Genomic DNA, 23,517 nt, shown 5'->3' on the forward strand with positions numbered 1-23,517 from the left:
CGCTTATACGTCGTTGCCGACGTGCGCTAAGAAGTGCATCATGACGATCGCGATGGCGATCTATCATTTCAGCGCCAAGGTCATCAGCCGAGCGAACGGCTCCAGCGCGGTCGCGTCTGCTGCGTATCGCTCCGCATCCGAGCTGCACGATGAGCGGCTGGGGCGTGACCACGACTTCTCGAACAAGGCTGGCGTCATCCACTCCGAGGTGATGTTGCCGCAGAATGCGCCAGAACGTTTAAACGACCGCGCCACACTCTGGAACGAGGTTGAAGCAAGCGAGAAGCGCAAGGACGCGCAGCTTGCCCGCGAGGTCGAGTTCTCAATCCCGCGCGAGATGAACGAGAAGCAGGGCGTCGCGCTCGCCCGCGATTTCGTCGCGGAGCAGTTCGTGAAGCGCGGGATGGTCGCGGACCTCAACGTGCATTGGGACAAGGCGAGGGACGGCAGCCCGAAACCGCACGCGCACGTCATGCTGTCGATGCGCGACGTGGGTCCGGAGGGTTTCAGCAAGAAGAACCGCGACTGGAACGGCACGGAGCTGTTGCAGGGGTGGCGAGAGGCATGGGCCGCCCACGTCAACGAGCGCATGGCCGAGCTGGGGCTGGAGGGTCGGATCGACCATCGCAGCTACAAGGCGCAGGGCATCGAGCTGGAGCCGCAGCACAAGATCGGGCCGATGGGAAAGCGGCACGAGCTGGAGGGCCAGCCGCACCGCAACGCCGACGACCATGTGCGGATCGCGCGAGAGAACGGCGAGCGGATCATTGCCGATCCGCGGCACGCGCTGGACAGCATAACCCGGCAGCAATCGACCTTCACCACCCGCGACCTCGCCGCGTTCGCGTTCCGCCACTCGGACGGCAAGGATCAGTTCGACCAAGTGATGGCCGCGGTGCGCGCCAGTCCCGAGCTGGTCGCGCTGGGCAAGGACGGACACGACCAAGAGCGTTTCACCTCCCGCGACATGATCGCGACCGAGGCGCGGTTGGAAAAGGCCGGCGACGAGCTGGCGCGTCGCGGCGATCATGGCGTGTCCGACCGGCAGCGTGCCGGGGCGCTGAAGGCGGCCGAGGGGCGGGGGCTTGTCCTGTCCGGCGAGCAGCGCGACGCCTTCGACCATATCACCGGCGGGGAGGGGCTGGCGTCGGTCGTCGGCTATGCCGGCACCGGCAAGTCAGCGATGCTGGGCGTCGCGCGCGAGGCGTGGGAACGCGAGGGCTACCAGGTGCGCGGCGCGGCGCTCTCCGGGATCGCGGCCGAAAACCTTGAGGGCGGATCGGGGATCGCATCGCGCACGATCGCCAGCCTTGAGCATGGCTGGGCGCAGGGTCGCGATCAGCTCGGGCCGAAGGACGTGCTGGTAGTGGACGAGGCCGGCATGATCGGCACCCGCCAGATGGAGCGGGTGCTGTCCCATGCCCGCGACGCCGGGGCCAAAGTGGTGCTGGTGGGCGATCCCGAGCAGTTGCAGGCGATCGAGGCGGGCGCGGCGTTCCGGTCGATCAGCGAGCGGCACGGCGCGACCGAGATCACCGAGGTTCGCCGGCAGCGCGACGACTGGCAGAAGGACGCGACGCGCGCGCTGGCGACCGGTCGCACGGCCGAAGCGATCCATGCTTATGGCGACCGCGGTATGGTCCACGCGGCCGACACGCGCGAGCAGGCCCGCGCCGAGTTGGTGGATGGTTGGGATCGCGAACGTCAGGCCGATCCCGACAAGACCCGCATCATCCTCACTCACACCAACGCCGAGGTGCGGGAGTTGAACCAGGATGCGCGCGAGCGGGTCCGCACATCGGGAGGTTTAGGCGAGGACGTAGGCGTCACCGTTGATCGGGGCGCCCGTGAGTTCGCAGCCGGCGATCGGATCATGTTCCTGCGCAACGAACGCTCGCTTGGCGTGAAGAACGGCACGCTGGGTACGCTGGAGCGCGTCGAGGGCGGCCACATGACGGTGCGGCTAGATGGGGGCGGGCGCGCCGCATTCGACCTGAAGGACTATGCCGCGGTCGATCACGGCTATGCCGCGACCTTCCATAAGTCGCAGGGCGTGACCGTCGATCGCGGGCATCTCCTCGCGACGCCCGGCATGGACCGGCATAGCGCCTATGTCGGCATGTCACGGCACCGCGACGGGGTGCAGCTCCATTATGGACGCGACGACTTTGCCGATCAGCGACAGCTTGCCCGCGTGCTGTCCCGCGACCGAGCCAAGGACATGGCCGGCGACTATGCCGTGCCGTCCGACGAGGATCGGGTGCGCAGCTACGCCGAGCGGCGGGAAATACGCTGGCCTGAACGTGCGAGGGAAATCGTCCACCAGGTCCGCGACAAGGCCAAGGGCATGTTCGCCGGTTTCAAGCCAAAGCCGGCTAAGCTCTCATTCGATCGGAAGGGCAAAGGGGGGGCGATTAACACCAGCAGGGGGGCTGATTATCACCGTTCCGATGTGTCCTCGCTTGATCGGGAGGGCAAAGGGGGACCAATTAACACCGGTAGGGGGGCCGATTATCACCGCTCCAAAGAGCATCAGAGGGCAGCAAATCCCACTGGCCAAGCCAAGGCAGTCGAACGCTATGCCCGAGCCACGGCCGATATTGGTCGGATGCAGGCGCAAGAACTGCCGGTGCTTCCGCATCAGGAGAGTGCGTTGCGCCGTGCCGGCGAAGCGCTCAACCAGATACGGCCCGACGCCGCGCGCGACCTTGATTCCGCGTTCCGTCGCGAACCGTCGCTGATCGGGCAGGCGGCCGAGGGCAAGACTGACGGCGCGGTGATTGCGATGGCCGATGAACATCGCGTGCGGCTCGATCCTGAAGCGCGTGCTGGTCGGTTTGTTGAGAACTGGCAGGGGCTGGCGCGTGAGCGGGCGGGCGGCGACCAGGCGCGGGCGGACAAGGCCACTATGCGCATGGGCGCGATGGCCGAGAGCCTTCGCCGCGATCCTGAACTGGCGAAGGCGCTGGAGCGCCGTGCGCCCGAGCTGGAGCTGAAGCTGGAGCGCGGCCGGAGCATACAGAAATCGCTGGAGCAATCGATCGGTATCGGCCGCGAGCGCGACAGGGGCATGAGCCTATAGGGGAAACGTAGTGGCGGATGAAGAAGGACCAGATGAAGCCGCGCAGGCGTTCGAGGAGCTGCGCGCCGAGGTGACGCTGATGCGCCGTGCGGTCGAGCGCTTGACGGCCGAGCGCATGGAGGTGCCCGAGCCGCCCGACTATTCTGAGACGTTGGGTGTCATCGCCAACAACATCACCGCGACCGCGCAGCGCGTCGATATGCTGGCGAAAAGCCCGATGCTGGCGATGACGCCCGAGCAGTTGGCGGGACGGATCACCGCCGCGGCGAGCGTGGCACGGCAGGAGGACCGTCAGACGATCGCCACGGCGCGCACGGGCCTGGAGGACGTGACCCGCCAGCTTCACGGCTATGTCGTATCGGCGAGGCGGGGCGACGAGCAGAACCGATGGCTGATGTGGACCACGATCGGCGGTGTGATGATCGGGATGATATTCTGGGGGATGTTCGCCGGCATCGTCGCGCGTGCCGTCCCCGCAAGCTGGCAATGGCCGGAGAAGATGGCGGCGCGCTCGCTCGACCTGCCCATGTGGGAAGGCGGACAGCGCCTCATGCGGGCCAGCGCGCCAGATGCTTTCGCCAATATCGCGGCAGGCGATCGGATCGTCACTGCCAATCGCGAGGCACTAGAGGGATGTCAGAAGATCGCGGACAAGACCCGCAGGGCGGTGAAATGCACTGTTAGCATAACCCCACATCCAAAAAGCGGGCGATAGAGAGCCATAATCAGCTGCACCCCCTGGACAATCCGTACCGGGGGTCATCTGGTACTATGATAGCGTGATACGCCTGAGCTTACTCGTATCGTGCATACGTGCTTCATCGGGGGACATCCGTGGCCGCCACCCCGGGACACTTGCGACCATGACTATGGACACCTATGTCCAGGGGGATAAGCCCTCGCGCGTCTAGAAATCTGCGGATTCCGAGCGCATTTGAGCGCCATATGAAGGAGTTCGCCGTCATGGTCAAACCTGCTGATAACGTCGTGCCGCTGCGCCCCGCTGCGGCAGAGGCTACCAAGCGCAGCCTAGAAAAGCGCTGGTCGAAAGAAGTGCTGGAGCCGGGCTTCACCTTTGTCCCATCCGTGATCCTGCGCGCCCAGGCGCGGCTGCATATCGATGCAGTCGAGCTGACCGTGCTGCTGCATCTGATCGACCACTGGTGGGACGACAATACGATGCCGTTCCCTTCGAAGAAGCGCCTCGCCGAGCGGCTAGGTGTGTCGGACAAAACGATCCAGCGTGCAATGAAGCGCTTGGAAGACGAAGGACTGATCCGGCGCGAGCCCCGCTCCCACGCCAGCGGTGGTCAGGCGAGCAATCGCTATGACTTGTCGCCGCTGGTCGAGCGGCTGAAGCCGATCGCGGAGGATATGACGAAGGCGCGAGATGAAGCTGCTGCTACACGCCGTGCAGCCTCGCGGCCCGGTCTGAAGCGGCGCCAGAAGGACGAAAAGGCGTCCTAACATGTCGACGGCGAAACCCTTCTTCGCGCCACTGTTGGTGGCGGGACAGACTATTGATTTTGCGCATCTGGAACCGTTCCAGTTCACAATTGCGACCATGGCGCGCCCCAAGGGGGCGGTGGTGGACGTGCGCTTTTCTAATCACTGCTTTTCCGACGCCTATGATCCGGCGCGGCATCCCAATCCAGTCGATGTATGGGATCGGGGACAACGCCGAGCCTTTGATCAGAGCCGATATGACCTGTCGCGGGGCTTAAAGCCAATCATTGAGGCTCTGCCTGCTGCTAGCGTTTTCCAGACGCCGGAAGCCAATTTCGTACGCATCGTGCCACCTGGAGACGATGCTCAGGAGTACCGCATCTACTTCAATGTTAAGCGAGGAGGTGGGGCAGTCGATGCCGATGTGTCGCTGTTCGTTGAGAGTGCTTACTACCCTGACGGACGTAAGCCGCTTCTCAAGCCATCGCAGATGACCAAGGTGAAATTCGCCCTTCTCGTGGACAAGACCGTCCGGGGAGAAAAGCTGCGCTTCCAGTACAGAAGGTAGGGGCGCCACGGTGGGCGCCCCATAAGTCACTCGATAGCCGCTTGGCCGAAGCCTATCTTCGCATCACGCGAAGGCCCTTTCAGGCGGGGGAACGCTGTCGGCGCCTTTGACGGCGCCTCAACCGATCCGTCGTTCCAGGGGGTCAGATAGGTCCAGGGGATTAAAGAATCAAGAACTAGGATTACCATGCAACCCCGCACCGTTTCGGATACGAAACGAGACATGTGGGTCTTTAGCGCAGATACTAGACGCAGGGTCGATCAAGAACCTATCGTGAACCACACCACCTAAAGAATAAGGTGGGCGCAATGACTACAAAATCAGGTAGCCACCTAGGCCCAAAGCAGGTCGCACGAGCCTTCCACGCGGTTCGCTTTGCAGGCGAGGCTGGCAGGTCGCTAAACACGCTTGTCACCATCGACATAACGAGCCTCGGCATCGCTCCCGAGAAGGCTGGGGCCTTCTTCCGAGACATATGGGGCCGACTCACTCGCTGGTGGGCATATCAGCGTAAGAAGGGCCGACCTTTCGGCCCGTTCGATGCATATGCGGTACACGAGCATCCCGAAGGCGGTCCTCGCCACGTTCATTGGTTCATGCGGGTGCCGGACGACGCACGTGAAGAGGTAGAGCACACGATCCGGCAGCGCCTGGAAAAGGTGACAAAGCTCGCTTGCTTAGGACGCGCTTTGCATTTCCTATCGGTAGATCGCCCTGGAGGTGTCGCGAAGTACACCCTCAAAGGCGTTGATCCGCTGTATGCGGCTCACTTCCATATGGAGGCCCACGATCAAGGTGAAGTCATAGGGCGCAGGATCACCATCAGCCGTAGCATAGGCTACGCTGCACGACAGCGGGCGGGATGGAGCCGCAAACGGCGACCGCGTTCATAATCTATCGCGACGCCCAGCGTTCAGGCGGAGGCGTCGCGATACGGTCTAAAGCCGGGGACGCCGATCGGGGAACTCGATCACTTCGGCATCCGTGTGCTGAATCGTTGGCTCGATGTCAGTTCGCCTCTTAAGCGTCACAACCTCCGCCGTATCCCGCTCAAACCATCCACGCGGCAATCCGCATAGACTTTCAACATCCGCACTAGAAATAGTAAATTCCGTTGCGAGAAGGTCGGCTTTGCTGCGAACATTGTTTTCAACGATAAGATTTAAGCTGTCGCGTAATGCTCGTGGCGCGCTGACAGGCCAATTCTGGTCATAAGGCTCTCCCTTGGACCAACCCTTCGCTGAATATAGCTTGTAAAGCTGCCGCGAAAAGTCATCAGGAATGATGCCGAGATCGGCCAGCCTCTTAATTTGTGCTTTTACAGATACACGCCAGCGCTCCTTCAGGTTGAGAAGCATTGCTAAGGAGGGATGACGGACATCTTTCGGATATGTTGTAGAAGGCATCAAAAAGGCGCTTCCTAGTCTAAACGCCTGCTGCTCTATCATGCGAAGGTTAGCTTGGAATTCTTCTTCGGGCACAGAATGATGAAGAACTGCATGGGCAAGCTCATGAGCCGCGTCCATCTGCCGACGCGGAAATGACATTTTGTCAGTAGCCAGCAAGACATGCGGACGATTGTCAATGGGTGACCATGCACATAGTCCGTCTAGCTTTGTAGTGTCCATTGGGATGGTAGCCACTACGATGCCAACTCTCTCCATTATAGAGACAACATCACCACATGGACCATCGCCCAACTGCCAATGACGGCGAAGACGAAGGGCAATATCTTCAATATCTTCATCGCGAAGCTGGGTGTAGCTTGCGCCATTGAGAACATCGGGAATATCTACTTCCGGCAGGTCAACATAATGACCAATGATGAAGCTGATCTCCTGAAGCCAATGCATCTGCGCCTTCTGGAACTCTAGATCACGCACTAGGGTGCTTGCTAAAGAGCGCAGAAACGTGGGGCGATCGCTGTGGAACGGCGGGCGGAGGAAGTATTCCGGTCGCACGTTAAGTTCGCCGGCCAATCGGGCCAAGGTCGCATTGTCAGGAGTTTGGCCTGAGGTTTCATCCTCCCACCTCGACGTGGTGGTGGCGCTCATACCAAGCCGACGCGCTAGCGCCGCCTTGGAAGGAATCCGGCGCGCCTCACGTGCTTCAGTGAGCCTAGCGGGAATAAACCCGGGTGTGCCGATACGCATATGTTCGAGTCCCTATGGCTCCGCATCCTATCGGGATGCGGAGCGAACGCTGTACTTGTCATTCAGAACGCGAGGCTGGCGCTTATTCCTCGCCTACCTCGGTATCGGGCTGCCGTTCGGGCGGGATAAACAGCTTCCGTGTCGGTCGCAGCTTCACCTTCGCACCACCATCATCAGGGCCACCACCACCCGGAGTGACAGGTTCTGTCTCATATCCACGCAAGAAGTCGTCCAGAGACGCGTAGAAGATGAAATCCTTATAATCCGATCCAATAACCCCGATTGCAATTTCCTCAATCATGCCAGCGGTGTGGCGGTCACGGGCGGTGAGGAACAAGACAAAAATGTCAGTCGGCTGAGGGCTATCATCGCTATCCAGTAAACTTGGTTGTAGCGATATATTCAGCGTCACGCCGGCTGCGCGAGACTGGTTCTTCGGAGGAATCTTGCGAGGCTCCGCCATCGACGCAAAACCGAGAATTATTCCAACCTTTGGCCCAGGAAAGCGGGCGAATGGCTGGAAGACCTTCAGGTCGGTACCCCACATAATTCCATCGGAGAGCAGATAGCCACCGTGCTGCTGAACAACCTCCTCATAGCTCTGCTCTTGGAGGCGGAAGCGGATTTGTCCTTCTGCTTCACGGCTGCGCTTTGCGTTTAGAGGCAAGGATGTACGGACGACATCAGCGGCTTTCAAAGCCGCAGCGCGGAGTCGATCTTCAAGGTCGAGCAGCAGTTCCTTGGGAAGGGCCTGCAAAATGGCGTCTCGTATATCGATCACGGCAGTCCTCATCGCTATCCAGGAAACCATAACCGAAAATTCGCGTTTTGCAATGCGGGCCGTATGAAATTTCGCGCCCAAAGGAGCAATGGCATGGCTAAGAACGAACATACCAGCCCGAAGGCCGGTAAGGCGGCGTCAAAGGTCCTCCGTGACGGTCGAACCGGCAAGGATTCCAAGACGGCTGCTGGGTCGGCGCTGTCCCAACGTCCCGACAAAAAGAAGAAGTAAGAAAATAGGGGCCGGTCGGTAACCGGCCCCATTTCATGCGCTCTGATCTTGAGCGATGGCAATGCTCGACAGGTCAGTTGCTGTGTCGATTGGAACCTCGGCCTCCTTCCGCTCGGAATAGCGATCTACGAGCTGAGCGGTATGCGGGCGCAGCAGCACCGTGAAGCGCACCAGTTCCTCCATCACGTCCACGATCCGATCGTAATAGCTCGACGGCTTCATGCGGCCGGCGTCGTCAAATTCCTCAAACGCCTTGGCGACCGATGACTGGTTAGGGATCGTCACCATCCGCATCCAGCGCCCCAGCACGCGCAGCGTATTGACGCTGTTGAATGACTGCGATCCGGCTGACACCTGCATGACCGCGAGCGTACGGCCCTGCGTTGGACGCATCCCGCCCATCGAGAGCGGCAGGTGATCGACTTGCAGCTTCATGATGCCGGTAATCTGGCCATGACGTTCGGGGCTGCACCACACTTGCCCCTCTGACCACATCGACAGCTCGCGCAGTTCGTGGACGGCCGGATGATCGTCACCGGCGTGCTGATCGGGCAGCGGCAGGGTGGACGGATCAAAGATGCGGGTTTCGCATCCGAAGAACCGGAGCAGGCGCGCCGCTTCCTCGACACACAGGCGCGAGTAGGATCGCTCGCGCAGCGATCCATAGAGCAGAAGGATACGCGGCGCAGGATCGAGCGGGCCAAGCCCCAAGGCTGGCCGCTGGATCGCATAAGCGGGATTGAGCGCTGGCAGTGTATCGGGATCAGCAACGGTGCGGAGCGGCATCAGATGGCTTTCGCAAGATAGGGGGCTGAGGCGGGGCACAGCGACGTAAACTCGCGTGAGGCGGCTACAGCCAGGGGCGCGGCGTCGCGATCGGCGTCGATATAGCCGAGCGCCCGAAAGAACGGTGCGGCCGTCGTCGTCAGCAGATGAAGGCGGCGGACACCGAGATCGTGGGCCTGTTGTTCGAGAGTGGCGACCAGCGCTCGCCCCAGGCCATGCCCCCGATGATCGCCCAGGATGACGATCGAGCGAAGCAGGCGATCGGTCCCCTGCCCCTCAAGGCCACCGTAACCGACGAGGCTATCGGCATCGAACCGAAAGAACATACGATCCGGCTCAGCGAGATCGGAGTTGGGCAGATCAGCGGTATTCAGAAACTGCGCCAACCCGGCCAGCTCGCTAGATTCCAGTGGCGTGATGATCAGTTTCGTCACGCGATGCTGATCCTGATCGCGAGGGCCGCGAGCGTGATGAGCAGTACCGGCACGGTTAGCGTCACCCCGACGCGGAAGTAATAGCCCCATCCAATCCGCACGCCCTTTTGTCCCAGGACGTGCAGCCACAGCAGCGTGGCGAGTGAGCCGATCGGCGTCAGCTTGGGGCCGAGGTCGCAACCGATCACGTTGGCGTAGATCATCGCTTCTTTGACCGCCCCTGTCGCGTGCGCGGCGTCGATCGACAGCGCGCCCACCAGCACGTTCGGCATGTTGTTCATTACCGACGACAGGACGGCCGCGATCACACCGGTTCCCAGCGCCGCGCCCCACACCCCGCCTTGTGCGGTGCGGTCGAGCAGCGCCGCCAGATGATCGGTCAGGCCGGCGTTCCGCAGGCCATAAACGACCAGGTACATGCCGAGCGAGAATATGACGACCTGCCACGGCGCGCCGCGCAGCACCTTGCCGGTCTGAATGACATGGCCCCGCCCCGCGATCACCAGCAGCAGGATCGCGCCGGCAGCGGCGACGGCGCTGACCGGCACGCCCAGCGGTTCAAGCAGGAAGAAGCCGGCGAGCAGCAGGGCAAGGACGATCCATCCGGCGCGGAAGGTCGCGGCGTCACGGATTGCGGCACCGGGCGCGCGCAGCGCGGTCACATCGTAATCTCGCGGTATATCACGTCGGAAGAAGATCAGGAGCGCGCCCAGCGTGGCAGCGATCGACACCAGATCGACCGGCACCATCACGGCCGCATAGTCGCCGAACCCGATCCGGAAGAAGTCGGCCGACACGATGTTGACGAGGTTCGACACGACCAGCGGTAGGCTGGCGGTGTCGGCGATGAACCCCGCCGCCATGACGAACGCCAGCGTCGCCTTGTCCTTGAACCCCAGCGCCCGTAGCATGGCGATGACGATCGGCGTCAGGATCAGCGCCGCACCATCATTGGCGAATAGCGCGGACACTGCCGCGCCCAGCAGCACGATTAGGACGAACAGCCGGCGACCATGCCCCCCGCCCCAGCGGGCGACATGCAATGCCGCCCATTCGAAGAACCCGGCTTCATCGAGCAACAGGCTGATGACGATGATCGCGACGAACGCGGCTGTCGCGTTCCAGACGATGCCCCATACTACCGGCACGTCGGACAGGGTGACGACGCCTGCGAGCAGCGCCACAACGGCCCCGCCTATCGCGCTCCACCCGATGCCGAGACCCTTGGGTTGCCAGATGACGAGCGTGATCGTCGCGACGAAGATCAGGACGGCAAGAAGCATCAGGCGACGCGCTGGCCTGAAGCATCAACGACCTGTTCGCCGTCTTCCTTGGCGAACGCGCCGAGCTGGCCGCTCGGCAGCAGATCAAGGACGGCTTCAGAAGGGCGGCACAGCTTCACGCCGAGCGGCGAGACGACCAGCGGTCGGTTGATGAGGATCGGGTGGGCCATCATCGCATCCACCAGCGCTTCGTCTGACAACGCCGTGTCGCCGAGGCCCAACTCCGCATAAGGGGTCCCCTTCTCGCGCAGCAGCTCGCGGGGCGTCATGCCGGCGCGGTCGATCAGCTCGACCAGCAGCGCGCGTGCGGGCGGGGTTTTCAGATACTCGACCACATGCGGCTCGATGCCGGCATTGCGGATCATGGCGAGGGTGTTGCGGGACGTGCCGCAGGCGGGGTTGTGATAGATGACGATATCGACGGCCACGGGGCGTCCTTTCAGCAGCAGGGGGTGAGTTCGGCGATGAGCGGCGCGCACAGTTCCGCGTTGCCCGCGCAGCAGTCCTTGATGAGGAACAGCGTCAGTGCGCGCAGGCCGTCCAGATCGGCGCGATAGATGATCGACCGGCTATGGCGCTCGGATCGGACCAGTCCCGCGCGGGCGAGAATGCCAAGATGCGCCGACATGGTGTTTTGCGGCACGTCTAGCTGACGGGCGATATCACCCGCAGCCATGCCGTCCGGCTCATGTCGCACCAGCAGCCGGAACACATCGAGCCGTGTTCCTTGTGCAAGCGCGCTTAGGGCGGTGATAGCCGAGTCGTTTTCCATATATCTAGCATAACGGATATATTGTGCGGCACTAGACCCTGCATAGCATTTGGCTGGCGCATCAGATCATGAGGTTGAAGGGGCTCCCGGCATTGCCGCGCTCGGGAGCCCAAAGGTGCAGGCAGCGCTACCAATAAATCCAAGGCTTACCGCGTTAAATGCGTCTAGACCAATAGAAGTGCGCTTGAGTGTTCCTGTAACCATGCCGTTGTTTCCTTCTCCGCTAGGCCCAGATTTGGGCGTCGTGTTGAGAAGAAGGTAAAGAACTAGCAGTGCGACAGAGACAATAGACAACGGAATCGAACCGGCTGCTGCCCAAATCTCTCGTATTCTATATCGGATCGCGAGGTTGCCGTCAATAATTTTGGGGCTTCAGTATCAAGCCTCTACAGCCTGTCTGTTCATAAAACGGCCGGGGCTGTTGAAAAATGCACCGCTGGCGCCCGGTACGTTTGGGGGTGGAATGACACCCCAAGGCATAGCGATCCCGTCTCGCATGGGATGGTATTTCGGGATTATGGAAGTAGATCGGTTAGCCGGTTCCACCTGAGACATCAGGAGCCACTTTGGGGTCCGGGTCCTGCGCCTTGCCGGTCGCGGGTGCCACCTTCTGGCTCGGCATAGCGGTGAGATAAGCAACGATCGCATCGACGTCCTTCTCGGCCACTGGCGCCTTATACACCTCACGCATCTTGGTGACGGTCGCCTTCCACTGATCCGCCGATAGCGCAGGCTGGGTCAGCGCCATGCTGGCTGAGTGGCACGAGGTGCAATTGGCATTGATGACGTCGGCGTGCGGACCGTCGGGGTAGGTCGCGTCGTCGGCCGGCAGGTCGACGCTGGTCGAGGCAAGCGAGAAGCCGCGCGCTGACACGCTGGCGGCCGGTGCCGGCTCAGACATCTCGGAGATCGGAACGGGCGCCTTGCGGCTGCTCGGCGCGCCGATCGAGACGAGGATGATGCCGGTCAGGCCGATCAGGCCAGCAGCCATCATGCCGGGAGACGGAGTCTTCATGATTTGCTCGCTCCTCAGGCCGCGATGATGGTGGTGGTTTCAATGTTGCCGCGCATGAACCCGCCGGGATTCCAGATCGGCTTCATCGGCTGAGCGACACCGTTGGTGTTCCAGCAGCGCACCATGATGGGGTTAGGCCCGCGTCTCAGCGGCACCCGCCCGTCCCAGCGCCGGAAGCTGTACCTGCCCTCGTCCGCTCCGAGCGTCGTCCTGTACCAGGTGCGGCCACCGTCCGACGACACATCGACCTTGGCGACGCCGCAATCGCCGCCCATTGCGATGCCGCCGACCGGGATCGACGCTTCATAGGCGATCGCCTGACCATCGGGCAGGCTGGTCATCCAGCTACGCGGGATCATGCGATTGATCGGTACGGTCGGGAAGTCCTTGGCACCGGGCGCGACATTCGCGCCGGGTGTCGCGGGGATCTTGTAGGCCTTGGCCATCCAATACTGGTCGTCAGGGCCGGGCAGTACCTCGATCGCGTTCAGCATCTTGACCCAATAGGTCGAGTACCAGCCCGGCACGATCAGCCGGCAGGGAAAGCCGTTGAGGAGCGGCAGTTGCTCGCCGTTCATGCCGAAGGCGATCATGACCTCGCCGTCGCGGGCATGGTCGATGTCGAGTGCCTTCTCGAAGTCAGGAGCGCCCGCCACGACCGGCTGATCGAGAGCGCCGAAGCGCACCTGCACCGCGCCTGCCTTGACCCCGGCGAGGTCGAGCACGTCGCGCAGGCGAACGCCGAGCCACTTGGCGTTGCCCATCGCGCCATTGCCCCATTGCGCGCCGGCGACGCGCGGCTGGAACAGCCCGCGGCTGTTGCCCGAGCACTGGTTCACCGCCGCCATCTCGACCCGTGGAAGGCGCAGCAGCTGAGCGAGGCTGATCGACAGCGGCCGATTGACGTGGCCGAAGACGTTGAGGCGGAAACTTTCGACGTCGATCGAGGTCGGTATGTCGGCCCAGTGCCAGCGGACGAAGAACTGGTCGTTGGGCGTGAACACCGACTTGTCGAAGACCTCCATCGGCGTCTCCAGCAAGGGTGGATGGACGCGCTGGAGGATCATGCTGCCCTTGCCGGGAAAGGCGCTGGTCATCGGCCGCTCGGCATTGCCGCCGGGCAGCTTCAGGTCGACGAGCTGCTGCGCCAGTGCCGGCGCGGCGGCAAGGCCGGCGGTGCCGAGCGCGGCATGGCTGAGGAAGCGGCGACGGCTGGTCTCACTCGCCAGCCCGGCGTCGAAATTGTCCATGACAAGGCTCTCCTGTGGCCAGTCACGCTGGCGGATCGAAGGGGCATTCTGCAAGTGATCGGACCGACTGATCCGATCATCATGGCGGATCAGTTCGGGGTGGCGATGCAGGGCGAGACGAACAGGTTGCCCCGCCATGCACCGGCTAGCGTCTTGGCACCGACCAGCAGCCACATCGCCGCGAGCGCAACCGTCAGCACCGTGCCGACGATACCGAAAAACATAAGGTTCAGCGTCGTGCCGAGGCGGAAGGTGGCGACGGTGTAGACGCCGAGCGGGAAGGTGTAGCCCCACCAGCCGAGGTTGAACGGCACGCCCGCGCGCCAGTAGCGGATGGTGATAAGCGTCGCGAGCGCCAGCCACCACAGGCCGAAACCCCAAAGGCAGAGCCCGGCGACAACGCCGATCCCCTGCGCGACGGTGCCGACGCCGGCTAGCCCGTGCGCGGTGAGGATCGCCGGCGCATCCGCGCCGAGCACCAGCATGCCCAGAGCACCCGTGCCGATCGGCCCCAGCGCCAGCCAGGAAGATGCCGCCATGCTTTCATGCGGCAACTTGTGGAGTGCCATGCGCAGGATGAGGATGGCGAGGATGCCAAACGCGACCGGCACCGAATAGGCCCACAGCACATAGGAGGTCGCGAGCGTCACTATCTGCGCGTGGGGATCGGTTAGATGCGGCGCGAGCAGCCCGCCGCTGGCGCCCGCCACTTCGGCAGCGACGACCGGCAGCAGCCATACGGCGGTCATGCCGTCCAGGCTGTGCTCGTGGCGGGTAAACATCAGGTAGGGGATCAGCACGCCGCAGGCGAGCGACATGGCGACGTCGATCCACCACAGGATATGCGCGACCGGCACGATGCCATTTCCGAACCGCGCGATGCCGAAGGCGAGACAGCCGTTGATGATCGTCGCCAGCCCCATCGGAATGGTCCCGATGAACATCGACACGGTGTTGTGCCCGAAGATGCGCCGCGCCTCGTGCCCGAACATCACCCAGCGCGCGCCATAGAGGCCGGCGAACAGCGCGAAGAGCGCGATATTGAAGAACCACAACACCTCGCCGACAGGTTTAAGCGAAGGCCCGATGCCGGGCACCTGCGGCAGCGCGAGGGCAAGGATGCCCGTGCCCATCGTCGCGGCGAACCAGTTGGGCGTGAACTGGCGGATCATCTCGCGGGGGTGATCGAGCCGGCTGAGCGGCTTGAGGCCGCTGAGAACGGAGTGCGTGTCGGCAGTCATGCGACCTGCTCCTTGATGAGATCCGTCAGCGCGTCGGCCGCGCGGGTGCGATAGCGTTCCTTGTGGCGCAGCGCGTGAAAGGCGCGGTCGGGCAGCCCGAGCGGCAGCTCGACGAGATCGCCAGCCTTGAGCGCGCGCGCGACGACCAATCGCGACAAGACGGCAACGCCGGCACCGGCCTCAACGGCGGTGCGCACCGCCTCGTTGGACGGCAGCGTCATCGCTATCGTCAGCTGGGCCGGATCAAACCCGCGCGTTCGCAGCACGTCCTCGAAAGTCGAGCGCGTACCCGATCCCTGCTCACGGACGATCCAGCGTGTAGTGCGCAGCCAGGCCTCGTCGATGCGTTCGGCTTCCTCGCGGCCGACCAGCACCATTGGGTCATGCCCGACATTCCAGTGGGCAAGCGCCGGTTCGTCCACCTCGCCCTCGACAAAGCCGAGTTCCGCCGCGCCGCTCAACACCTGCGCTGCCGCGCCTTCGGTGTTGTCGATCGCCAGCTCGACCGCGATCTGTGGGTGGCGTTCGTGGAAGGCGGCGAGCTTTGCCGGCAACCAATAGCTCGCGATCGTCTGGCTGGCGACGATCCGCAACGAACCACGCGCGAGCCCGGCATAGTCCGCGAGCATCGTCTCGGCATGCGCTGCCCGCCCCAGCACCGCGCGCGCTTCCTCCAGAAAGCCGCGGCCTGCCTCGGTAAGCTGGATGCCACGCCCGACGCGGTGGAACAGCGGAACGCCGTAGCGCGCTTCGAGGGCCGCAACCGCCCCGGAGGCAGCAGACTGCGTGACGTTCAGCGCCTCCGCTGCCTTGGTGACGTGTTCGCGCTCCGCGACACCGACGAATATTCTGAGCTGCTCCAAAGTCATGCAGCATATATCGCGTACTTAGATCGATACGACCAACCGTTTGATATGGTCATTCCAATCTGGATATCGGAATGGTCGGCAGCCTTTCGTCTGCGATGGTCTCGAAGACTTGAAGCGTTACGCGTGCCCGCGACGTTTGATCGTCCATGACCGATATGATCGAGCGCAGTTCTGATCCCTACAATGCCGAGCCGACGCCCGGTGCGTTGATCGAGCGGTTTCTGACGCCGCAGGCGCTGTTCTACGTGCGCAGCCACGGGCCGGTGCCGGATCTGCCCGCCAATCATCGGATCGAGGTGAGCGGGAGGGGCATGGCGAGCCGCTTCTTCTCGGTGCAGGAACTGAAGAGCACGTTTGCCACGCGCACGGTAACGGCGGTTCTCCAGTGCGCCGGCAACCGGCGTACCGATCTCCAGCAGGTCGCCAACACCTCCGGCGATCCGTGGGACGTAGGCGCGATCGGCAATGCGGAGTGGACCGGCGTACGCTTGGCCGATGTGCTCGATGCGGTCGGCGCGCCGGATGCGTCCGAGCTGTTCGTGGCGTTCACCGGCGCGGACGAGGTGGACGTGGAGGGTGAAGAAGCCTTGTTCGGGGTATCGATCGCCATGAGCAAGGCGCGGGAGCCCGACGTACTCCTCGCCTGGGCGATGAATGGCGAGCCGCTGACGCCCGAACATGGCGCCCCGCTCCGCATGGTGGTGCCTGGCTATGCCGGGGTCCGCAGCGCCAAATGGCTGACACGGATCGAGGTGCGTGAAACGCCCTCCGAGGCACCGATCCAGGCGCACGACTACAAGCTCTTCCCCGCCGCTGTGACGAGCGACACCGTCGACTGGAGCCAGGGTCTGACGATCAATGCCATGCCGCTCAACGCCGCGATCTGCTCGCCCGGTGCGGGCGAGAGTTTGGCCGCCGGAGAGGTGCGGATTGAGGGATATGCCATTGCCTATGACCGCCGTATTTCTCGGATCGAAGTGTCGGTGAACGGCGGTCGCGACTGGCAACAGGCGACCTTCGCCGATGATCCGGAGACGCGCTGGGGCTGGCGGCGCTGGATCCTTGACGCCACACTTGCCAAGGGACGCCAGCACCTTGTCGCCCGTGCCTTCGACGAGACCGGGCAGGGACAGCCCGAGCGGCCGGATACGATGTGGAATTTCGCCGGCTATCTGTGCACCGCCTGGCATCACGTTCACGTGCTGGTCGAATGATCGAAGCATCAGCGGCACCGGACGTCGCTTTCTGGATCGATGCGATTGGCCGGCTGGTGGTGGCGACCGCGGCCGGGATGGTGCTCGGCTGGGAACGCTCGCGTGAGAACCGGCAGATCATGGGCCTGCGGACGCTGGGTCTGGTCGGTCTGGCGAGTTGCATCGCCGTTCAGGCGATCGTGCATAGTGGCTTGCCGAACGTGAACGCCGATGCCGCAGGACGGGCGATGCAGGGCATTCTGTCCGGCGTCGGCTTCATCGGTGCCGGTGCGGTGCTGCGGGTCGGCCAGGGTCAGGAAGTGCATGGATTGGCGACCGCCGCGTGCATCTGGGTGACAGCCACGATCGGCGCGGCAGCAGGGTTGGCGGTGTGGCCGCTCATCATCGGCGGGGTGAGCCTTGCAATGCTCGTCCTGTTCGTCGGCGCGCCGCTGGAACGCCGCATCCGCGAGCGAGCCCGTCTGACGCCGGCCGAGACCGACAGGAAGGATGTCGAGCGCAAGCCGTGATCGCGCTGGACCGCCCGGTGCCCGTCGGCGCCGGGAGGCGGCAAGGCGCTATCAGGACACAAGCGCGGCATCTGCCTGACGCCGGACTTCATCGGCGATCGGATGCAGTTCGGCCGCGGGTCGCTCGCCCACCACACTATAGCCGATCCCGTCGACCGCCCATGTGACCCGGCCCATGGTCCCGCTGGACGTGCTGGTCATGCTCGCGGTCTTGTCGATCTGCATGGGCCTCGTCAGCACCGCAAGTTTCGACGCTTGCGGTCCGTCGTAGAGGAGCAGTGCCGCAGGGCCGTGGGGCGTCGCGACCAGTCGCCCCCCGCCATAGCGATAGCCGGCCGTGCTGAGGTCCGGGATCGTGACGCGCTCACCCAATCGAGCGGAGGTCCATCGGATCAGCATGGCGCGCTGGTCGGGGCCGATCTCCGCCGGTCGTATCCGGTCGGCGGCATAGACACGGAAATTATCACTCGCCTCGTTGGCCAGCGCCGCGATGCCCGCGCGGGGTTCGCCGCTCCACCGCGCGCTCGACCAGCCACCGCCAAACCCCAACGCCAGCAGAAGTGACGCGGCGATGGCGAGCTGCCAACGCGGTTGCCGTTGCCGTCCCCTGATCGCTGCCACGCGCATCGTCGCCGGGATCGGTTCATCCGCGACGGGGGCGAACAGGGATGCAAGGGCTCGCGCCTGCTCCGCCTGCTCTCGCACACGGGCATGCACGTCCGGCTGGCCTTCAAGATAGGCGTCGACCAGGCGCTGCCGCTCGGGCGACAGCCTGCCATCGATCCATGCGGCCAGATCGTCCTCGCCGATCGGGCTGGTCATTGCACGCTCCTCAATCGCGGCCGTTCACCCTCCCGGAGGAGGGTCGCCAGACGGTCGCGCCCCCGCGATATGCGCGACATTACCGTGCCCAGCGGCACGCCGACTACGGCAGCGACCTCCGCATAGGGCAGGCCCTCGACCGAGACCAGGAGCAGCACCGTTCGCTGTTCTTCAGGCAACGCATCAAGCGCGCGCAGCAGGTCGCGGTGGTGCAGGCCTGTGTCCTGATCGGCCGGGCGGCCGAGCGCGGCGTCGTCCACGAGGTGGAGCGGAACCGCCGTACCTCGCCGGCTATGCTGCCGCTGATGATCGACCAACAAATTGTGCAGGATCGCATAGACCCACGGGCGGACCTCCGCACCCCGTCGCTGTCGCCAGCGCCCGACCGCGCGCTCCAGGCAATCCTGCACCACGTCATCCGCCATCACCCGGTCGCGCAACCACGACCGGGCATAGCGGCGCAGCCCGGGGATCAGCGGTTCGATCGCGGCGGCAAGCGGGTCCATCTCAGTCGCGCTGCACCTGCACGATGCGCCCCGGCGCGCCGTTCACCACCTCCGCAACCGCCAGAAAGCGCCGGGGTGTCGCGGTGCTGCCCTGAACGATCTGGCGGATCGGACCCGATGCGTTGACGATCGCCGCACCTGCCGGGTTGCTCATGAAGTTCGCAAGCGGCTCTACAGCGCCGCTGCCGTCCGCATTGGCGGTCAGTACGAGCATGTAAGGCTTCTTGGGCTGCAAACCGGTAACGGCACTCTGCACGACCTGAATGATGCCCTGGTCGAAGAGGGTGATGCTGCTTGCCGTACCTTTGCCGCCAATCGGCCCCATGGTCAGATGCAGCGCCTTGCCCGCTGTGCCGAGCGGCTGGAGATTGTCGGTGCCGGGGCCTGTCGGAACTGCGTTCGACACATAGGCGATCGCCTGCGGTGCCTGTCCGACCGGCACGGTAGCGACGACCGTGTTGCCGGCAGTGTCGATCGCGGCCAGCTCATCGGAATTCTCTAGCCCGACATAAACGCGCCGGCCGTCGCCCGATGGCCAAACACCGTGCGGCATCTTGCCGACCGGAATTGTTGCCACCGGCGTGAAGTCGGACGTGCGGAACACCTTGACCACATTCTCTCCGCCGACCGTCACATACGCGAACTGCCCCTTGGCCGTGCGGGCGAAATTGACATGGTTCGTGATAGGCCCGGTATCCAGCACCTTCAGGATCGCGAAGGGTGGCCGAGCATCGAATGCGACCGTCTTGCCGATGTCCTTCAGCGTAAACCACACTTGCTTGCCGTCCGGCGTCGCGGCGATGTTGGGGCAGAAGGGGCTTGGCTGCGCCACCTGTCCGACCTGCGCGTGGGTCGCGACATCGAACACAGCCAATACCGGATTGAACGAAGAGCAGACATAGCCGTACCGGCCATCGGGAGAGAAGATCGTCATGCCCGGACCACCGGGCGTCTTGATGCGCCCCGTCTCCTTGTACGTCGTGGGGTCGAGCACGGCGATATAATCCTCGCCGCGGACCGTGACCCACACCTCCTTGCCGTCCGGCGTGAAGAACGCCTCGTGCGGACTGCGCCCGACATAGGTCGTGTGCTTGACGGTGTTGGTGGCGGTGTCGATCCACGACACGGCGTTCGATCCGATCGACACGACCGCCAAGGTCTTCCCGTCCGGCGAGAAGCCCAGGCCGTGAACCAGCACCTGTCCCTTGTAGAGCGGGGAGAAGTTCATCGGCTGGGGATCGCCGAGTTTGATGACGCCGAGCAGCCGGTTGTCGGCCGGGTCGGTCACCGACACCGTGTTGGAGAATTGTTCAGACGCATAGACGCGGTCGCGGTGGCTGACGGGCATGTCCTTAGCGTTCCACGGCGCCTGCTGGGCCATGGCGAGGCCCGGTGCGGCGCTCATCAGCAAGGCGGCCGAGCGCAGGATGGTCCGGATCATGTCAGTGCTCCATAGGGCTATGGTGGTCGCCGCCCTGCGTCGGGGCTGGCGTCGAAGGCGGTAGCGGCTGGCCGATCGCCAGCTTCATGGCGGCGATCTCCTGCTGCTGATCGATGATGATTTCCTGCGCGATGCGCTTGAGCTGCTCGTTATGGCCGTAGCGCAGCTCCGCCACCGCCATATCGATGGCACCCTGATGATGCGGAAGCATCATCGCCACGAAGTCGCGGTCGACGTCACCGGACGGCTTGACCATCATGCCCGCCATCATCCGGTCCATCGCGACAGACATCATGGTAGCGTAGCCATCGGCGGGGGCGGCCGCGACTGCGCCGGTAAGTAGGGCCGAAGCCGTCAGACCCAGCATCCAATCTCGTCTACGCATAAGCCTCCAGCGCATCGGTCTCGAAAGCGTAGACGATGCTCGTCGGGGTTTATTCCGTGGCCAAAGCCATTTTATCGGTCCTCACCAAAACGATAGTCTCATGCTTCTGCGGTTGGTTGACCGGGTCGCGGTCGGACAGCATATGCGCAGGCACGGCGATGGATTTCCGCCGGGCCATTCGGTCGAACCGCCCTCGCAAGGGCCGATGATTCCTACCAGGCGCCGCAAGGCAGCAAGGAGGAATCGTGCGCGCGACATTTCGCAATCTCTATGACCAGTTCAACATGGCAGCGTTCATTCGCGATCGCCGCACCCATGCCACGTCGGTACTGCGGTGGGCTTTGATCCTGGTCCCGATGGCCGCAGCGGTGGGAACGCTCTGCGCGGCCTTCCTGCGGAGCCTCGACGCCGTAACCCGGCTTCGCTTCGCCTTTCCCTGGCTGCTCTACCTGCTGCCGATCGGCGGGTTCGTGGTCGGACTGCTCTACCATCTGACAGGGCGCTCGGTCGAAGGCGGCAACAACCTCATCGTCGAGCAAATCCACGAACCGGGGGGCGGCGTGCCGCTGCGCATGGCTCCGCTCATCTTCTTCGGCACGGTCGTGACACATCTGTTCGGGGGATCGGCGGGACGTGAAGGCACCGCCGTGCAGTTGGGCGGCAGTCTTGCCAGCGGGTTTGGACGCGCGCTCAGATTGGATGCGGAAGCGACACGCACCCTCCTTATGACCGGGATCGCGGCTGGGTTCGGCGCGGTCTTCGGGACGCCGATTGCGGGCGCGGTCTTTGCACTGGAGGTGCTGGCGATCGGTCGGGTCGAGTATCGCGCGCTGGTGCCATGCCTGGTCGCGGCGCTGGTCGGTGACTGGACCTGTCTTGCCTGGGGCATTCATCACGGCGTCTACCATGTCGATGCGCTGGTGCCGGTCGACGCGCTGCTCGTCGCCAAGGCCGGTGTCGCCGGCATTGCCTTCGGTCTGACCGGGCTGACCTTTGCCGAGGCCAATCACGCGCTGGGCGGATGGTTGAAGCGCGTGATCCCCTATGGCCCACTACGACCCGTTATCGGCGGGCTGGCCGTGATTGCGCTGGTCTGGCTGCTCGGAACCCGCGACTATCTTGGCCTGGGTACGCTCGCCGCGACACCGGACAGCCTGACCATCGCCAGCTTCTTTGGTCCCGATACGCACTCGTGGAGCTGGGCGCTGAAGCTGCTCTTTACCGTCGTGACCCTGAGCGCGGGCTTCAAGGGGGGCGAGGTCACGCCACTGTTCTTTATCGGCGCGGCGCTCGGCAATGCGCTCGCGCCGATGTTCGGAGTACCGTCGGGGCTATTCGCAGCGATCGGCTTCGTCGCGCTGTTCGCGGGCGCGGCCAACACACCGCTGGCTTGCACGTTCATGGGGATCGAGTTGTTCGGCGCGGCCTATACGGTGCCGATCGCAGTCGCGTGCTTCGTCGCCTACCTCTGCTCAGGCCACAACGGCATCTACCTGTCGCAGCGCGTCGCTGTGCCAAAGGTACCTGCCGCACACCTCACACCCGACGCGACCCTGCGCGATGCCCGCACGCACCGCGCTTCTCGCCGGCGCACGCGCGCCTGATCCTGTTTCCTGTCGAAAGCCCGTCATGCCCAATCGTTTCACCGTCCATCACCGCGAAGTCGGGATGCTGCGCATCTATCTGAAACCGTCCGACAAGATCGGCCCGCGTCGCTTCTGGGGGGCAAAGCCGCTCTATCGCGAGCTGATTCGCACCGCGAAGGCGGACGGCATCATCAACGCCGTCGCGCAAAATACCCATTACGGCTTCAGCAATCACGAACCGATCCGGGAGAACGGCTCGGAAATTGCCGATCCGCATCTGACGATCTGTGTCGAACTGGTCGGCGATCGCGATCAGCTCGACCTCTTCTGTCGCCGGCATGGAGATCTGATCGGCGACAAGGTGATCGTCTACAAACGACTGGAGCATTGGACTATCACGCGCAAAACTGAGCTAACCAGAGCCTGATCGGCGTTCCCGTAAAGGAACCTCCAACGGGACAGCCGTCACTGGACACAAAAATGCGTCCTATCCCCGCCGGGGCTTTCCCAAAATATGTTCCCGAAATATGAGTCCCGAAATTCGCCGTTTTAGATGGGATAACGGGACTCATGCTGGTTGGTTATGCGCGTGTCTCGACTTCCGATCAGGACCTGACACTACAAACCGATGCGCTGACCAAGGCTGGCTGTGAAAAGCTGTTCACCGACAAGGTGAGCGGCGCGAAGCTGAACCGGCCTGGGTTGACCGAAGCTCTCAATTTCGTGCGGGCTGGCGATACGCTGGTGATATGGAAGCTCGATCGCCTTGGCCGTTCGATCGGGGGCCTGATCGAACTGGCGGCCGACCTGTCCGCTCGCAAGATTGATTTCCGATCGCTGACGGACGGGTTCGACACGGCCACCCCATCGGGCCGGCTGCTGTTCCACATTCTCGCCTCGGTCGCGGAGATGGAGCGTGAACTGATAAAGGAACGGACGATTGCCGGTTTGGCAGCGGCACGGGCAAAGGGCGGCACGGGTGGAGGCCGCAAGTCCGTAATGACGCCCGACATGCTCGACACCGCCCGCAAGCTGCTCAAGGCCGGCGACAAACCCGCGAAGGTCGCGAAGCTGCTACAGGTCGGCCGTTCTACCTTCTATCGCCACTTCCCTGCGGCCGAGCGCGAACCCGGCTAACCAGCG

Annotated in this window: 24 protein-coding genes and 1 riboswitch; of the genes, 9 read left to right on the plus strand and 15 right to left on the minus strand. The window is 63.5% G+C overall.

All coding sequences use genetic code 11. The annotated features are described in order from the left end of the window. Window positions 1-52 precede the first annotated feature (52 nt). The 4 genes from traA (at window position 53) to BMX37_RS17860 (ending at window position 5,096) form a co-directional block, all read left to right on the plus strand. Entirely contained in the window at window positions 53-3,082 is a 3,030-nt protein-coding gene (traA, locus tag BMX37_RS17845; protein ID WP_093667156.1) for a Ti-type conjugative transfer relaxase TraA, read from the plus strand. A 10-nt stretch (window positions 3,083-3,092) separates the two neighbouring features. Next, on the plus strand, window positions 3,093-3,797 hold the full coding sequence (locus BMX37_RS17850; RefSeq protein ID WP_093667141.1) for a DUF6118 family protein: 705 nt from the start codon (window positions 3,093-3,095) through the stop codon (window positions 3,795-3,797). A gap of 230 nt (window positions 3,798-4,027) precedes the next feature. After that, entirely contained in the window at window positions 4,028-4,549 is a 522-nt protein-coding gene (locus BMX37_RS17855) for a helix-turn-helix domain-containing protein (protein WP_212611492.1), read from the plus strand. A gap of 1 nt (window position 4,550) precedes the next feature. After that, on the plus strand, window positions 4,551-5,096 hold the full coding sequence (locus BMX37_RS17860; protein WP_093667142.1) for a hypothetical protein: 546 nt from the start codon (window positions 4,551-4,553) through the stop codon (window positions 5,094-5,096). 938 nt (window positions 5,097-6,034) lie between these two features. Here BMX37_RS17860 and BMX37_RS17865 read toward each other — a convergent pair. The 11 genes from BMX37_RS17865 to BMX37_RS17915 form a co-directional block, all read right to left on the minus strand. Next, window positions 6,035-7,249 (minus strand): helix-turn-helix domain-containing protein, encoded by a 1,215-nt coding sequence (locus BMX37_RS17865; protein ID WP_093667143.1) that lies wholly within the window; start codon window positions 7,247-7,249, stop codon window positions 6,035-6,037. Between the two features lie 82 nt (window positions 7,250-7,331). Continuing rightward, window positions 7,332-8,141: a hypothetical protein gene (locus BMX37_RS17870; protein ID WP_139198153.1), complete on the minus strand. Its 810-nt coding sequence runs from the start codon at window positions 8,139-8,141 to the stop codon at window positions 7,332-7,334. Window positions 8,142-8,294: 153 nt separating this feature from the next. Further along, window positions 8,295-9,047, minus strand: a complete 753-nt coding sequence (arsH, locus tag BMX37_RS17875) for an arsenical resistance protein ArsH (RefSeq protein ID WP_093667145.1) — start codon at window positions 9,045-9,047, stop codon at window positions 8,295-8,297. Continuing rightward, complete coding sequence (gene arsN2 / locus BMX37_RS17880; protein WP_244501672.1) at window positions 9,047-9,481, minus strand: arsenic resistance N-acetyltransferase ArsN2; 435 nt, start codon at window positions 9,479-9,481, stop codon at window positions 9,047-9,049. The genes arsH and arsN2 overlap by 1 nt, the downstream gene beginning before the upstream one ends. Further along, window positions 9,478-10,764, minus strand: a complete 1,287-nt coding sequence (locus BMX37_RS17885; RefSeq protein ID WP_093667146.1) for an arsenic transporter — start codon at window positions 10,762-10,764, stop codon at window positions 9,478-9,480. Before BMX37_RS17885 ends, arsN2 begins: the two co-directional genes overlap by 4 nt. Next, window positions 10,764-11,192, minus strand: coding sequence for an arsenate reductase (glutaredoxin) (arsC, locus tag BMX37_RS17890; protein ID WP_093667147.1), 429 nt, complete (start codon window positions 11,190-11,192; stop codon window positions 10,764-10,766). Before arsC ends, BMX37_RS17885 begins: the two co-directional genes overlap by 1 nt. Window positions 11,193-11,203: 11 nt before the next feature. Next, entirely contained in the window at window positions 11,204-11,536 is a 333-nt protein-coding gene (locus BMX37_RS17895) for an ArsR/SmtB family transcription factor (protein WP_093667148.1), read from the minus strand. Window positions 11,537-12,068: 532 nt separating this feature from the next. Beyond that, on the minus strand, window positions 12,069-12,530 hold the full coding sequence (locus tag BMX37_RS17900; protein WP_229664491.1) for a c-type cytochrome: 462 nt from the start codon (window positions 12,528-12,530) through the stop codon (window positions 12,069-12,071). A 35-nt stretch (window positions 12,531-12,565) separates the two neighbouring features. Continuing rightward, window positions 12,566-13,801 carry a molybdopterin-dependent oxidoreductase gene (locus tag BMX37_RS17905; protein WP_007406293.1) on the minus strand — a complete coding sequence of 412 codons (1,236 nt, stop codon included), beginning with the start codon at window positions 13,799-13,801 and terminating at the stop codon, window positions 12,566-12,568. Window positions 13,802-13,890: 89 nt separating this feature from the next. Then, the gene (locus BMX37_RS17910) at window positions 13,891-15,042 is read right to left on the minus strand and encodes a TDT family transporter (protein WP_007406242.1); all 1,152 of its coding nucleotides are present in this window, start codon (window positions 15,040-15,042) and stop codon (window positions 13,891-13,893) included. Beyond that, window positions 15,039-15,911 carry a LysR family transcriptional regulator gene (locus tag BMX37_RS17915; protein WP_007406272.1) on the minus strand — a complete coding sequence of 291 codons (873 nt, stop codon included), beginning with the start codon at window positions 15,909-15,911 and terminating at the stop codon, window positions 15,039-15,041. Before BMX37_RS17915 ends, BMX37_RS17910 begins: the two co-directional genes overlap by 4 nt. A 146-nt stretch (window positions 15,912-16,057) precedes the next feature. Here BMX37_RS17915 and BMX37_RS17920 point away from each other — a divergent pair, with 146 nt between their 5' ends. Together BMX37_RS17920 and BMX37_RS17925 are read left to right on the plus strand one after the other, a co-directional pair. Then, complete coding sequence (locus BMX37_RS17920; protein ID WP_007406227.1) at window positions 16,058-17,125, plus strand: molybdopterin-dependent oxidoreductase; 1,068 nt, start codon at window positions 16,058-16,060, stop codon at window positions 17,123-17,125. After that, a complete protein-coding gene (locus tag BMX37_RS17925) occupies window positions 17,122-17,634 on the plus strand; it encodes an MgtC/SapB family protein (RefSeq protein ID WP_007406274.1) in 513 nt (170 codons plus the stop codon). Before BMX37_RS17920 ends, BMX37_RS17925 begins: the two co-directional genes overlap by 4 nt. A 51-nt stretch (window positions 17,635-17,685) precedes the next feature. On the opposite strand, the gene BMX37_RS17930 is transcribed toward BMX37_RS17925, so the two are convergent. The 4 genes from BMX37_RS17930 to BMX37_RS17945 are packed head-to-tail and all read right to left on the minus strand — an operon-like array spanning window position 17,686 to window position 20,770. Further along, complete coding sequence (locus BMX37_RS17930; protein WP_007406229.1) at window positions 17,686-18,456, minus strand: anti-sigma factor family protein; 771 nt, start codon at window positions 18,454-18,456, stop codon at window positions 17,686-17,688. Next, window positions 18,453-18,962, minus strand: coding sequence for an RNA polymerase sigma factor (locus BMX37_RS17935; RefSeq protein WP_007406239.1), 510 nt, complete (start codon window positions 18,960-18,962; stop codon window positions 18,453-18,455). Before BMX37_RS17935 ends, BMX37_RS17930 begins: the two co-directional genes overlap by 4 nt. A 1-nt stretch (window position 18,963) precedes the next feature. Next, entirely contained in the window at window positions 18,964-20,403 is a 1,440-nt protein-coding gene (locus tag BMX37_RS17940; protein ID WP_007406255.1) for a YncE family protein, read from the minus strand. A gap of 1 nt (window position 20,404) precedes the next feature. Then, on the minus strand, window positions 20,405-20,770 hold the full coding sequence (locus BMX37_RS17945) for a DUF305 domain-containing protein (protein ID WP_219994278.1): 366 nt from the start codon (window positions 20,768-20,770) through the stop codon (window positions 20,405-20,407). Window positions 20,771-20,933: 163 nt separating this feature from the next. Next, a riboswitch (Fluoride riboswitch) is annotated at window positions 20,934-21,010 on the plus strand. Window positions 21,011-21,033: 23 nt separating this feature from the next. Here BMX37_RS17945 and BMX37_RS17950 point away from each other — a divergent pair. From BMX37_RS17950 to BMX37_RS17960, 3 genes are all read left to right on the plus strand, one after another. Further along, window positions 21,034-22,392, plus strand: a complete 1,359-nt coding sequence (locus BMX37_RS17950) for a voltage-gated chloride channel family protein (RefSeq protein WP_007406263.1) — start codon at window positions 21,034-21,036, stop codon at window positions 22,390-22,392. A gap of 25 nt (window positions 22,393-22,417) precedes the next feature. Further along, a complete protein-coding gene (locus BMX37_RS17955; protein ID WP_007406288.1) occupies window positions 22,418-22,801 on the plus strand; it encodes a DUF190 domain-containing protein in 384 nt (127 codons plus the stop codon). A 143-nt stretch (window positions 22,802-22,944) separates the two neighbouring features. After that, window positions 22,945-23,511 carry a recombinase family protein gene (locus BMX37_RS17960; RefSeq protein ID WP_004212894.1) on the plus strand — a complete coding sequence of 189 codons (567 nt, stop codon included), beginning with the start codon at window positions 22,945-22,947 and terminating at the stop codon, window positions 23,509-23,511. Window positions 23,512-23,517 lie beyond the last annotated feature (6 nt).

The sequence above is a fragment of the Sphingomonas gellani genome (assembly GCF_900110035.1).
GTDB lineage: Bacteria > Pseudomonadota > Alphaproteobacteria > Sphingomonadales > Sphingomonadaceae > Sphingomonas > Sphingomonas gellani.

Bases quoted from the DNA above. Each gene is read 5' to 3' on its own strand.
- traA (WP_093667156.1), top strand. From the start codon at position 53: ATGGCGATCTATCATTTCAGCGCCAAGGTCATCAGCCGAGCGAACGGC.
- BMX37_RS17855 (WP_212611492.1), top strand. From the start codon at position 4,028: ATGAAGGAGTTCGCCGTCATGGTCAAACCTGCTGATAACGTCGTGCCG.
- BMX37_RS17860 (WP_093667142.1), top strand. From the start codon at position 4,551: ATGTCGACGGCGAAACCCTTCTTCGCGCCACTGTTGGTGGCGGGACAG.
- BMX37_RS17865 (WP_093667143.1), bottom strand. From the start codon at position 7,249: ATGCGTATCGGCACACCCGGGTTTATTCCCGCTAGGCTCACTGAAGCA.
- BMX37_RS17870 (WP_139198153.1), bottom strand. From the start codon at position 8,141: ATGTTCGTTCTTAGCCATGCCATTGCTCCTTTGGGCGCGAAATTTCAT.
- arsH (WP_093667145.1), bottom strand. From the start codon at position 9,047: ATGCCGCTCCGCACCGTTGCTGATCCCGATACACTGCCAGCGCTCAAT.
- BMX37_RS17885 (WP_093667146.1), bottom strand. From the start codon at position 10,764: ATGCTTCTTGCCGTCCTGATCTTCGTCGCGACGATCACGCTCGTCATC.
- BMX37_RS17895 (WP_093667148.1), bottom strand. From the start codon at position 11,536: ATGGAAAACGACTCGGCTATCACCGCCCTAAGCGCGCTTGCACAAGGA.
- BMX37_RS17900 (WP_229664491.1), bottom strand. From the start codon at position 12,530: ATGATGGCTGCTGGCCTGATCGGCCTGACCGGCATCATCCTCGTCTCG.
- BMX37_RS17905 (WP_007406293.1), bottom strand. From the start codon at position 13,801: ATGGACAATTTCGACGCCGGGCTGGCGAGTGAGACCAGCCGTCGCCGC.
- BMX37_RS17910 (WP_007406242.1), bottom strand. From the start codon at position 15,042: ATGACTGCCGACACGCACTCCGTTCTCAGCGGCCTCAAGCCGCTCAGC.
- BMX37_RS17915 (WP_007406272.1), bottom strand. From the start codon at position 15,911: ATGACTTTGGAGCAGCTCAGAATATTCGTCGGTGTCGCGGAGCGCGAA.
- BMX37_RS17920 (WP_007406227.1), top strand. From the start codon at position 16,058: ATGACCGATATGATCGAGCGCAGTTCTGATCCCTACAATGCCGAGCCG.
- BMX37_RS17925 (WP_007406274.1), top strand. From the start codon at position 17,122: ATGATCGAAGCATCAGCGGCACCGGACGTCGCTTTCTGGATCGATGCG.
- BMX37_RS17930 (WP_007406229.1), bottom strand. From the start codon at position 18,456: ATGACCAGCCCGATCGGCGAGGACGATCTGGCCGCATGGATCGATGGC.
- BMX37_RS17935 (WP_007406239.1), bottom strand. From the start codon at position 18,962: ATGGACCCGCTTGCCGCCGCGATCGAACCGCTGATCCCCGGGCTGCGC.
- BMX37_RS17940 (WP_007406255.1), bottom strand. From the start codon at position 20,403: ATGATCCGGACCATCCTGCGCTCGGCCGCCTTGCTGATGAGCGCCGCA.
- BMX37_RS17945 (WP_219994278.1), bottom strand. From the start codon at position 20,770: ATGCTGGGTCTGACGGCTTCGGCCCTACTTACCGGCGCAGTCGCGGCC.
- BMX37_RS17955 (WP_007406288.1), top strand. From the start codon at position 22,418: ATGCCCAATCGTTTCACCGTCCATCACCGCGAAGTCGGGATGCTGCGC.
- BMX37_RS17960 (WP_004212894.1), top strand. From the start codon at position 22,945: ATGCTGGTTGGTTATGCGCGTGTCTCGACTTCCGATCAGGACCTGACA.